Source organism: Pseudomonas sp. YuFO8, assembly GCF_035065025.1.
Classification (GTDB): Bacteria; Pseudomonadota; Gammaproteobacteria; order Pseudomonadales; family Pseudomonadaceae; genus Aquipseudomonas; species Aquipseudomonas putida_AE.
Genome location: NZ_JAXDEQ010000027.1, coordinates 66618 through 78032 on the forward strand (window position 1 = coordinate 66618; position 11415 = coordinate 78032).

Below are 11415 nucleotides of genomic sequence, written 5' to 3' on the forward strand. Positions count from 1 at the left end.
AAGTGATAAATCTGAGATTTGGTCTCGGTCACTTTTATCGACCGCGGGATAAATTTTTCAGTGACCAGAGCGTAGTAGCTCTTGGAGCCATCGTAAGGACAGATCGTTCATGTTGAAGGCATGATATTGCGCTTGCCAATCCGGGTGAAGGATTGAGACCTATCGCGGGTGTGGGCCCTGTATTTTCCCGAAGTAATATGTCTAGCGTGAAATCGTAGGGCCATAGACAAACGGGGCGTTGCGGTGCTCAGCAAGCGTTTGCCCTCGGCGTCAGTGCGCAGGGTTTCGGTAGACGGCATTGGTGGACTGTGTGTCGCGTTTGAAGATGGTTGTTCGTGGTGAAAGCAAAACGTCAAATCGAGACTCGAGGAATGTTTTGCTGTGAAGGTTCATAGAGAAAACTTTACACGGGGTGCCTGAACACTGCCACGGTCATTAGTCTTCATAGACCTAAAGACAATGGGCGGCCGATCAATGTTCTATGAATGCGGGGGGCGCATACTTTATAAGAAAGATGAAAGCCTAAAAAGGCTCAGATTCACAAAAAAAGACCATATCAGTTTGACCTCAGATTGCACTGAGTGTGCGCAATGCTTTCCTTGGGCGCGTGAAGACGAAATACCGGTTGGAAGCGATCAGAGCGCGGCGAGCAACCGCTCGAGCTGTTACGCTCCCAGGCATTCAGTAGTTCGACAGAATCGGCTCCGTCGCGCTGCCAGAGTTCAAATGTCCCGACTCTACCATCAGGCGACCTGCAGTACTCGCAGTAGTCCAGGGTGTCACAGTCATTGAATAGTGTGAGCCGCCATCCATCAATCTCAACGGACATGAGGCTGTGTTAGATCTCACTCCAGGATGGGATGGATCTTCGCATCATGAGCGTTTGCCAAGCACGACGTCCGTCAGCACCTGGCAGACCGCGGGCAGTGAGAGGAGAGGTTGTGTTCAAATCATTCTGGGGTCGAGTCATCGCCTGCCGATAGCTAAGCTGCGGTATGAAGTGGCGTCAACAGGGAGTTCGATCCTTCGGGCCAATGGGCCCGGCTAGCCTACAAACTCGAGGCCTATTCACTCAGGCGTCATGAGCACCGCTAACGTCATGCTTATGAACTCTTCGTTCTTGGTGATCGTTGCCAGCGCTCCGCGTACGTTGCCGGCGACCTCCGCCTGATCCGCTGCTCGACCCAGAGCGTCAGCTCCATGATCGCGGCTTCGAGTGCCAATTGATTTTGGTTGATCTTGAAGAGTAGGGAAGGGAGCAGGTCTGCGTTCGACATTGTGATTCCTCCGTGGAAGCGGTCAGCGGAGTAAAGTCCGGGCTCGGCTCCTCCATCGGTGAGCCCTGGCTGACGAAGTGATTGTGATTTGATTACGAAGGCGCGACAGCCCCATTCGAAAAGAGTGATGAGTGATGAGTGAGAAATACCACGTCTAGACCATGCCTAAAGCCCGCAAAAGCGGGCCTTGGGTTGCAAACCAGACTTACGATTGGCGTGCCGTCAATGCCGAGTAGCTGTTCATCAAGTTGCGATAGTTCGGAATGCGCTGGGACAAGAGATTACCCAGGCCTTCGATGTCGTTGCGCCAGTCGCGCTGTAGCTCACAGGCCACCGAGAACCAGTTCATCATTTGCGCACCGGCCTGTGTCATTCGGTTCCAGGATGCCTGTTGCACAGTGGTGTTGAACGTACCGGAAGAGTCGGTCACCACGAACACCTCAAAACCTTCTGCCAGTGCCGACAGGGTCGGAAATGCTACGCAGACGTCCGTGACTACGCCGGCGATGATCAATTGCTTGCGACCGGTGGCCTTGATTGCCTTGACGAAATCTTCGTTGTCCCAGGCATTGATCTGACCGGGTCGAGCGATGTAAGGCGCGTCAGGAAACATCTCCTTCAACTCTGGCACCAATGGGCCATTCGGGCCTTGTTCAAAACTGGTGGTGAGAATGGTCGGCAGTTCGAAAAACCTGGCGACGTCTGCCAGGGCCAGTACGTTGTTCTTGAACTCGTTGGATGAAAAGTCCTGAACCAGTGAAATCAGGCCGGTCTGGTGGTCGACCAACAGCACTACTGCGTCGTCTTTGTTCAAGCGGTTGTAGGTAGCGTTGCTCATGATGAAGTCCTTTTGAAGTGAGTGAATGTTGTCGTTCAACATGGGCTCAGATTAAGGATCTGGAGGGTGGGGAAAAAGCAGGTGAAATGCGTTTGACTGTCAATTGAGATGAGACAATTCAAAACGTTTTGGCTAGGAGGCGTTTCGGTTTGCTCTAGTCGCCAATTCGGGCCGCCGAGCCCGGCTAGGCTTTTATCCGTAACGTCCCAACCGTGATGCCTAGCGGTCAGCACTTTTTTGCGGGCGAAAAAAAAGCCCGCGATGGGGAGGGCGGGCTGGGAATCACAAAAGGAGCTGTATCCACCGTATGCCGATTAATGTGAAAGTCTAGTGATAGATGGCGAACTACTTTCAGCACGCTGCCATTAAGTCGCCAACCGGTAGATATCAACCCATAACTGTCTGTCGCGAAGGTGTGTTCAATATTCCTTGCAGGAATACACTTAATAAAATTAATGAATTTTTATTATTTCAGTATGTGGCGTAGTTTATTTTTCAAGGACATGGAGAACCGCCTTGAAATCATCCTCTAAACGCAGCTGGAAAATTTGATACTTCACGGGCCAATGAGTACGGGCGGCAGAGCCGTATCGCATTAGCTGGGTATGACGCCTGCCAGGATCTTGCTGCGTGCATGCTGGCGGCAAGCCTCGGCAATGTTCGCTCCTCGAAAATACTGGTCGTTGGCGCTGGCGGTACGGCTCAGGAGATTATTGCGATGGCAACGCTGGAGCCGACATGGCGCTTCACTGCCGTTGATCCATCCGAGCCGATGCTGGAGGCTGCGGCGCAGCAGCTGGAGGCAAACAATTTGCTCGAAAGAACAAGTTTGCATCTTGGGCATGTTGAAAACCTGGCAGCGGACGAGTCATACGACGCAGCCACCTTGATCGGTGTGCTTCATCATCTCGATGGGGATGTTGCGAAGCGACAAATTTTACGATCCATTCGGGCTCATCTAAAGCCGGGTGCGCCGCTGATTGTCGCGGGCAATCAATATGCTTATGCCAGCCAACCGTTATTGCTTGCCGCCTGGGGGCAGCGGTGGCGCCAGCCCCGATGAAGTGAAGGCCAAGTTAGGAAAAATTCTTCAGGGAGCTGACCCGCCACATTCCTAGGCTGCGGTTCAACAATTAATGCATGACTCTGGATTTGGAGATGCTACTCGTTTCTTCAGTAGTCTGTTCTGGGGGGCCTGGCTAACGCGTAAGACCATTTAAAACGGAAGACTTAAAACGGAAGACTGCTCCTGGCCGATTGCTGTCTATCCCGAAGAAATCCAATCGACCCATTGCTGCCGGTGGCGACATCCATGGCAACACAGCGTGAGGAAGCCAGGGCGTAAAGCCCTGGCAGATAGCAGATGTCACTTTTTCTTTTTCGCCGACTTTTCTGCCTTATCTGATTTCTTGGCCTTTTCTGGCTTGCTATCAGCTTTTTTGGCAGTTTTTTTCGGTTCGATATCTTTTTTCTTGTCTTTCTTTCCGGCAGCTTTCGAAAGAGCCGACGCCGCCGTTGATTTCTTTGCCGTCGATGACTTTTTGTCTTTCAAATCCTTACTGGCTTTCGAAGACTCAGCTTTGCTTTTTTTCTCGTCCTTAGCCACGTTCACCACCTCTCGGAGTATGCCGGTATTGGCACATTGCCTATGGGATTTTCCACAAGCTGATCATTAGGCGAGCGCGTTCAATAGCGGTTCAAACTTTTTGATGGGTTGAGAGAGGTCTCAGGGAAAGCGATCGTTGCGATTGCGTTCGGTCAAGGACTGCACGAGGTTGACGTAGGATTGCGTCTCGGCGTAAGGAGGCACCCCGTTGTACTCGACCACGGACGCTTCGCCAGCGTTGTAACCGGCCAACGCCAGCTTCTGATTGCCGTTGAAGCGCTTGAGCAGCCAGGCCAGGTAGCGCACGCCGCCACGAATGTTCTGTCGAGCGTCGAACGGATCGTCCACGGCGAAGCGCTCGGCGGTGGCGGGCATCAACTGCATCAGCCCCTGGGCGCCGGCTTCGGAAATGGCGTTGGGGCGAAACGCCGATTCGGCATGTATCACGGCGCGGACCAGCGCCCTGTCGACACCATAATGACCTGAAGCGGCTTCGATCTCCCGCCGATAGGAATGGGTGTCCAGGCGCAGTGAGGCGACCTTGAAATCCTTCGGCGCCATGCACAGATAGCAGCCCTTGATGTAATAGAGCTCAAGGACATCGACCCGTGCGGAGATCCCGACGGGGCGCCTGCTAACATACTGACGAACACCCTTGTGAACGAAGGTGAACACCCGAATCCGCACCGCGCCTGGGCTGTCGTCCCGCACAAGCCGTGGCAGGGCCTTTGCCTTCGCGTCGACGCCCGCCATGTCATCCAGGCGAGTGCAGCGGGCGCTGGCGATGGCTTGGGTGGTGTAGCTGATGGCGCCGTCTCTGGCTTGGCACTTGAACATGGCGCTGGCGCACAGTGGCGTGACCAGCAAGGCCAGCTCGATGCAGCCAAGAAGGCTCTTGCGAGCCCATCGCCATGCTCTGGAACTCATCACATCGCTCCGCGCCGCAGGGGCCGATCAGGTCCGGAGCGCCTGACCCGGGCGCTGCGTTTTGAGGACCTGTTCTGAGTGACCCGCCTGTTGTCCTGATAGTTATACCCCTTGTGACCGGCCTTGGAACTTGCGTTGACGTACGGGCTTGGGGGTATTCCGCCGCAAACGAATGTCTCCTTCTGCTTACACAGAGTTCAGTTGTGTTGCATCGACCGGTTGATCCACAGCCGATGACTGCCCGTCGCAACCGACCCAATTTGACTCTCTGCAAGACGGTGGATCAGTTCTTTTAGCCTTCGTCTCTTTCTTCCCGATCTGACAGCCCTGCAAGTGTCCTGCCTGCGATGTAACCAAACGTCATGCCCGGCCCGAGGGTGATGCCGCCGCTAGGGTAGAAACCGTTCATGATGCTGTTCATGTCATTACCCACAGCGAATAACCCTGGAATCGGCGCGTCATTCTTGTCCAATACCCGGGCACAGGCATCCGTGTGCAGTCCGGCGAAGGTCCCGAGGCTGCCTGGCACCAGCTTCACCGCATAGAACGGTCCCTGGCGCAGGCTGCCAAGGGAGGGGTTGGGACCATGGAGGATTTCCCCCTGGTTCTGGTTGTACAGCGACTCACCGCGCCGAAACTGCGGATCGCAGCCTTTCTCGGCAAACTGGTTGAACGAGTTGACCGTGGCTTCCAGTTGCTGCGCATCAATCCCGCATTGGCGTGCCAGTCCCGCCAGGGTCGGGTCCTTGATCAAGTAGCCCATGCGAACATGGGACGCTGTCGGGAATGGAAAGGGTTTCGACCAGCCCAGGCCATAGCGCCGCTGGGCACGGTGGTCGCAGATCAGCCAGGACACCGGGGGTTCTTCCGGTCCGCAGGCATCGAACAGTGCACACATATAGTCATGGTAGGAGTCTGCCTCGTTGACGAAGCGTCGACCATCCTGACGCACCGCGAGAAAGCCCGGTTTCGCCCGCTCCATCAAATGGGGAAAGCCACTGAAACCTCCGTCCTCGCGCGGCACGCGAGAGACAGGTGCCCAGGCAGCGGCATGGGGCAAGTCGGATGCCACGCGAGCGCCGACGCTTTCACCCAGGCGCAAACCGTCGCCAGTATTGCCCTTGGGGGCAGCGCTCAGGTGTCCGGCGCCATCCGGGGCATGGGCGAACTGCCGGGCAATCCGCTGTCGGTCGTGCGGAAATCCGCCGCAGGCCATCACCACACCACGTCGTGCGCGGATGTCGAACGGGCGTGCGCTGCGCTCGATACGTGCACCGACCACACGCTGGTCCTCCTGCAGCAGTTGCTGTACCAGCGTATCGGTCAGCAGTCGAACGTTACGGTCCAGTGCGCTTTTCAATAGCCGGGCGACCAATGCATTGCCGTTCACCAGGTGCATGCTGCGGCCGTGGCACAGCAGGTCACGGGCATGGCGCAACAGGCGTTTGCCGGCATACAGCATTGAGCGTGCAGATCGGCTCGCGTTGAGAAAGTGGTTGAGATCAGCGCCACCGGCAATACCCATCCCGGCAAGGCTGATGAGGTCCAGCGGACGCCGAAGCTTGTTGATCCAGGGACCCAGCCGACGACCATCGTACGGCAGGGCGCAGAGCGAGCGACCGCCCCTGGCATGACCTTCGCTGGCATGAAAGTCAGGCATCTTGCTGCCGGAGAAAAATTGCACTTCGGTATGGCGCTGGAAAAAATCGACCATCTTCGGGCCTTGTTCAAGGAACATCTCCATGCGTTGGTCGAGCACCTCGCTGTGCAGTTCATTGCGCAGGTAAGTCCGCACTTGTTCGAACTCTTCCACTGTCCCTTCGGCGACTGCCAACGGGTTGCGGGGGATCCACAGCCAGCCGCCCGACCAGGCACTGGTGCCGCCGAGCACAGGCTCTTTTTCCACCACGATGACGTCGAGGCCAAGCTCGGCGCAGGTGACGGCACTGGCCAGGCCCGAGGCGCCGGAACCGATGACCAGGACATCACAGACAAGATTGTCGACGTCAGTCGACGGCAAGACGCCCATGGCGACCTCCATTGTTGTTTTTATCGCAGGAGCTGGCCGCTCCCCAGTGGAAGCGACCCGGCAGGACGACGGTTACTGCAAAGGTGAAAAGTCGGTCGGGCGCAGCAGGCGCGACTCCAGCGTCACCACAGCGTCGAGTTCCTTGTTCTGTCGGGCAAAGTCCTGCCAGCGCGGGTCGGCTGCCATGGCGTTGCGCCGGGCCATGCGATCGTCGAGGCTGGCATAGGCCCAGATGTGCACCACCTGGTTGACCTCACCGATTTCGGTGGTGAAGAAACCGACCAGGTTGCCCAGGTGCTCCTGCTGCACGGCCAATGCCGCGTTTTTGTACAGGGCCAGCCAGTCACCCAGGCGGGTCGGTTTAATCGTGTAGGTGCGCAGTTCGTAGTACATGCTGTTCTCCAGTGTGGGGTTGTTGGGTTGTGCTGCGGTCCAGACGGGCCGCGATATCACTGGCGGCGAGGTAACCGAAGGTGATACCGGGCCCAAGGGTGATGCCGGGACCGGGGTAGGTGCCGTCCATGATCGAATTCATTTCGTTGCCGGCGGCGTAAAGGCCGGGGATCGGTGCGCCGCTGCGGTCGAGCACGTTGGCCTGGCCGTTGGTGATCAGTCCGCGGGCCGAGCCGAGGTCACCGGTGAACAGGCGAATCGCGTAATACGGCGCCTTGTGCAGCGGTTTCAGGCACGGGTTGGGTTTGTGAAGCGGGTCGCCCATGTAGCGGTTATAGGCGCTGCTGCCTTTACCGAACTGACGATCGACGCCAAGGGCTGCATCGGCGTTGAACTGCGCCAGGGTCTGCTCCAGTGCCGTGGCATCGATGCCAGCGATGAGGGCCAGTTCGGCGAGGTTGTCTGCGCGCAGCAGATAACCGGCGTCTATCAACGCGCTGTTATCGACCGGTCGCGGACGGGCCAGGCCCATGCCGTATCGGTTCAAGGCTTCGCTGTCACAGATCAGCCAGCAGGGCGCATTGGCGCCGCCGTTGGCGAACATGCCTTCGACGAAGCAGTGGTAGGAGTCCGACTCATTGACGAAGCGTCGACCGGCGCGGTTGACTGCGATCACGCCGGGTTTGGCCCGATCGGTCACCAGGTGCGGAAAGCGCTCTTGGCTGCCGTCGGCCTTGCGCAGCACCGACACCGGTGCCCAGAAGAAATTCGCCGCAAGGTTGTCGCCAATGGCCGCGTTGACCGAAGCGGCCAGTCGTTGTCCGTCACCCACGTTGGCCGTTGGCGACATGCTCCAGTGTTCCGAGTCAGTCACTGGCCGCTGTTGGGCGGCTTGGGCACCGGCCGCAAATCCGCCCATGGCCAATATCACGCCGCCCTTGGCAAATACCTTGCGGGTTTGCCCGCGCCAGGTGATCTGCACACCCTTTGCGGTGCCCTGTTCGACAAGCAGCGCTTCGGGGGCCGCCTGCAGCCACAAGTCGACGCCATTGGCGAAGGCGGTGGTTGCCAGCCGTGCGATCAAGGCATTGCCCACGGTCAGACGTGTGCCCCGTGGATGGTTGAGGCGATCCAGGGCATATCGGCCCATCAGTTTCAGGCAGTGCCAAAGCGATCGCGGCGAGCCCTTGAAGCTGAGGAAGTGCTGGATGTCGACGCGATTGACCATCATGCCGCCGAACAGCAGCATGCCGTCGGGGGGGCGCTTGAGGTCCTTGAAGTGCTCACCCAGCTTGCGCCCGTCGTACTCGTCGATTTCCAGGGCGCGACCGGTTTGCGTGCCGCCGGGCAAATCCGGGTAATAGTCGGGCGACAGTGGCCGCAGGCTGTATTTGAGCTCGCTGTGGGTCTCCAGGAAACGTAAGGCTTCGCGGCCATTGTCGATGAAGGAATCGATCAACTCAGGGTTGTAGCCGGCACCGATCACTTGCTTGAGATAGCAGCGCATCTGGTCGGCACTCAGGTGATGCCCGGCGGCCCGGGCCTGATCGGTGTCGTGCAGCCAGATCGCGCCACCCGAGATGGCCGAGGTACCGCCAAAGGCTTCGGTCTTTTCCACCAGCAGGACTTTGAGGCCGCGGCAAGAGGCGGTCACTGCCGCCGCGAAACCGGCGGCACCGCTGCCCAGGACGATCACGTCGTAGGCCAGGTCGGCACCGGCAGGGAAGTGGGTAGTCATGTTCATTGTCTATCGCCTGTCGAGGACACGGCCGCAGATCAGATCTGCAGCGGTGTGACGCCCATGAAGTGGCCGAGGTTGCCCAGTTGCGCCAAGGCCATTTCCGGGCCGGTCTGGATCGGGCAACCACGCCTTTGGGCGAAGGCGAGAAACGGCGTCACGGCCGGCGAAGTCACGACATCGGCCACCAGCGTCGACGTTTGCAAGGTTTGCATCAGGTTGTGCGGCAACGGCAGCGGGCCTTCATCGCTGGTGGCGCCCATGCCGACCGGCGAGGCGTTCACCACCAGATCGAAGTGCTCGAGCGAGGCAGGGTTGGCGCTGATCACGATCTCGGGGAAAGCATCGCGCAACAGTTCGCCGAGCATCTCGACGCGCTCTGCGCTCAAGTCGCTGATGACCAGATGACTGATCCCGGCCTGACACAGTGAGTAAGCAATCGCACTGCCGACTCCGCCGGTGCCGATCACCAACGCCTGCTTGTCCTGCGGATTGAAACCCTGCTGGCGCGCAGCACCGAGAAAACCTTCGCCGTCGACGATATCGCCCACCAGCCGGCCATCGGCCTCGCGTCGGATCACGTTGACCGAGCCGAGCGCCGCCGAGCGCTCACTGACGCTGTCCAGGCGGCCGGCCAGCAGCTGTTTGTAGGGGACGGTGACCACGCAACCGCGCAGGTTTTGCCAGCCACGCAAGGTCTCGATGAAGTTCTGCAGGGCGGTCGGCGCTAGGTCGATGGCCAGCATGGCAACGTTTTGCTGGTGCTCGCCAAACCAGCGGTTGAAGTTTTCCGGCGATTTCACCTGTGTCACCGGTGAGCCGACGATGGCGACCAGTTCAGTCGAACCCTGGATCATTTGATGCTCCCGCTTCTTGGCTGTGTTGTGGGGCCGATAGTGCAAGCGAGGAGGGAGGTGAACAATCAAGGTACAAGGTGTTTAAGTTGATAATCGCATCATCAGTGCGATAATCGCATTGTTTGCCTGATTAAGAGCCGAATCGATGAAGCAACCCACCATCCATCAACGGGATTTGATCGTCGGCCTGCAAAAGGGGCTGGCGCTGTTGCAATTGTTTTCCCAGGAGCATCCGCGCCTGAGTGTGCCCGAGGTGGCGCGCATGGCCGACATGACCCAGAGCGCCGCCCGGCGTTTTCTGCTGACGCTGGTGCATGACGATTTCGCGCAGACCGATGGGCGCTTCTACTGGCTGACCGCCAAGACCCTGCGCATCGGCCAGGCCTATGTCGATTCGGCCGTGTTGCCGCGCATGCTGCGGCCGATCGTCGAACAGGTGGCGCGAACCACCCAGGAACATGTGTCGGTGGGCATTCGCGACGGGGATGACATCGTGCACGTTGTGCGCAGCCGCTACAGCCACATCACCTCGATGTCGATTCGGCCTGGGTCGCGGGTGCCGATGTATTGCACCGGCAGTGGCCGGCTCTGGCTGGCGAGCCTGTCAGGGCAGGCGCTCGACGGCTATTTCGAACGCAACCCGCCACAGGCGATTACGCCTTACACCCTCACCGACGAAACCCGGATCCGCGCCGAAATCACCTTGGCGGCGCAGCGGGGCTACGTGCTGGTGGATCAGGAATATGAAGTGGGCATGCGGGTGCTGAGCGTGCCGTTGATTGATCGGGAAGGGCAGTTGCAGGCCGCCTTGACGCTCACTACCCATGCGTCGCGAATGACCGTCGAGCAGATGCGCGAACGGTATCTGTCGGCATTGTATGAAGGTCAGGCGCTGCTGCGGCCGATCATGACGCTGTAGGCAGAGGAGACGAACTCTCATCCAGGCCACCTCGCTAAGGTGCGTAGAGTTTCTAGCGCTCACTGACGCGCACTCGATCCAATCCGGGTATCCAGGGCCGTCAATACTTCATGGGCGGCTTTCACCTTCGCAGGGAGGGGATAGTTCTTGTTCGCCAGCGTCACGATACCCATGCCCTTGGCTGGAACAAAGGCCATGTAAGCGCCGAAACCGTCCGTCATGCCTGGCTTGTTAATGAGCACGTTAGCCTGCGGTGGCAGCGGGGGGTTGAGCCGGGTAATTTCATGGGTTTCAAGGATCATTGGGTACGAGTTGCCCGCGAGCAAGCGGTCGAGCTCAATTGGATAGGGGTAAACTCCCATCCCAAGCCCTGCGTCATATCTGCGACCTTGTAGCCTGTATGCGTTGGCATTTCCAACAGCATCATGCTGGCGGAAATCACGGCGAACCGGGTGCTGGATCAGATTGAAAGCACGATTGCCCACGGACTTGTGGGAGCGAGCCTGCTCGCGAAGAACGTCCAGGCAGCGCGATCATCCAGACAGCCCGTATTATCGTTAACGTCCATCGCGAGCAGGCTCGCTCCCACAGTTTTTTGTGTGCACCGCATGACTCGGCACTATCATCGGTCGAATCGATTCAGTGCCTGCTCCAGCCCTTCGCGACATTCAGCGACCATGCGTGTCACCAGTTCGGCGCAGGTCGGGATGTCGTCGACCAGGCCGATGACCTCGCTAAATACAAATCCGTCCCCTTTTTCCCCGGCGGAAATCACGGCGAACCGGGTGCTGGATCAGATTGAAAGCACGATTGCCCACGGACTTGTGGGAG

General features: G+C 58.4%; 9 protein-coding genes and 3 pseudogenes. 2 read left to right on the forward strand and 10 right to left on the reverse strand.

The annotated features are described in order from the left end of the window. Positions 1-556 precede the first annotated feature (556 nt). The 3 genes and pseudogenes from SOP95_RS32230 to ycaC form a co-directional block, all read right to left on the reverse strand. A complete protein-coding gene (locus SOP95_RS32230; RefSeq protein WP_442967751.1) occupies positions 557-829 on the reverse strand; it encodes a DUF7693 family protein in 273 nt (90 codons plus the stop codon). 239 nt (positions 830-1068) lie between these two features. Beyond that, positions 1069-1277: pseudogene (locus SOP95_RS21930) on the reverse strand (hypothetical protein). A gap of 205 nt (positions 1278-1482) precedes the next feature. After that, entirely contained in the window at positions 1483-2115 is a 633-nt protein-coding gene (gene ycaC / locus SOP95_RS21935) for an isochorismate family cysteine hydrolase YcaC (protein WP_323608299.1), read from the reverse strand. Positions 2116-2749: 634 nt separating this feature from the next. Between ycaC and SOP95_RS21940 the strand changes: the two are divergent. After that, a pseudogene (locus SOP95_RS21940) lies at positions 2750-3335 on the forward strand (class I SAM-dependent methyltransferase). Positions 3336-3481: 146 nt separating this feature from the next. Here SOP95_RS21940 and SOP95_RS21945 read toward each other — a convergent pair. The 6 genes from SOP95_RS21945 to SOP95_RS21970 form a co-directional block, all read right to left on the reverse strand. Beyond that, positions 3482-3730 (reverse strand): hypothetical protein, encoded by a 249-nt coding sequence (locus tag SOP95_RS21945; protein ID WP_274076749.1) that lies wholly within the window; start codon positions 3728-3730, stop codon positions 3482-3484. 111 nt (positions 3731-3841) lie between these two features. Continuing rightward, the gene (locus SOP95_RS21950; RefSeq protein ID WP_323608300.1) at positions 3842-4648 is read right to left on the reverse strand and encodes a lytic transglycosylase domain-containing protein; all 807 of its coding nucleotides are present in this window, start codon (positions 4646-4648) and stop codon (positions 3842-3844) included. A gap of 292 nt (positions 4649-4940) precedes the next feature. Then, a complete protein-coding gene (locus SOP95_RS21955; protein ID WP_323608301.1) occupies positions 4941-6677 on the reverse strand; it encodes an FAD-dependent oxidoreductase in 1737 nt (578 codons plus the stop codon). Positions 6678-6749: 72 nt separating this feature from the next. Then, on the reverse strand, positions 6750-7070 hold the full coding sequence (locus tag SOP95_RS21960) for an NIPSNAP family protein (RefSeq protein WP_274076752.1): 321 nt from the start codon (positions 7068-7070) through the stop codon (positions 6750-6752). After that, complete coding sequence (locus SOP95_RS21965) at positions 7039-8814, reverse strand: FAD-dependent oxidoreductase (RefSeq protein WP_323608302.1); 1776 nt, start codon at positions 8812-8814, stop codon at positions 7039-7041. Before SOP95_RS21965 ends, SOP95_RS21960 begins: the two co-directional genes overlap by 32 nt. Positions 8815-8846: 32 nt before the next feature. Beyond that, on the reverse strand, positions 8847-9665 hold the full coding sequence (locus tag SOP95_RS21970) for a shikimate dehydrogenase family protein (protein ID WP_323608303.1): 819 nt from the start codon (positions 9663-9665) through the stop codon (positions 8847-8849). A 145-nt stretch (positions 9666-9810) separates the two neighbouring features. Here SOP95_RS21970 and SOP95_RS21975 point away from each other — a divergent pair, with 145 nt between their 5' ends. Beyond that, entirely contained in the window at positions 9811-10584 is a 774-nt protein-coding gene (locus tag SOP95_RS21975; RefSeq protein ID WP_274076755.1) for an IclR family transcriptional regulator domain-containing protein, read from the forward strand. 59 nt (positions 10585-10643) lie between these two features. Here the strand turns inward: SOP95_RS21975 and SOP95_RS21980 are convergent. Next, a pseudogene (locus SOP95_RS21980) lies at positions 10644-10990 on the reverse strand (serine hydrolase); the annotation flags it as partial. Positions 10991-11415: the final 425 nt, after the last annotated feature.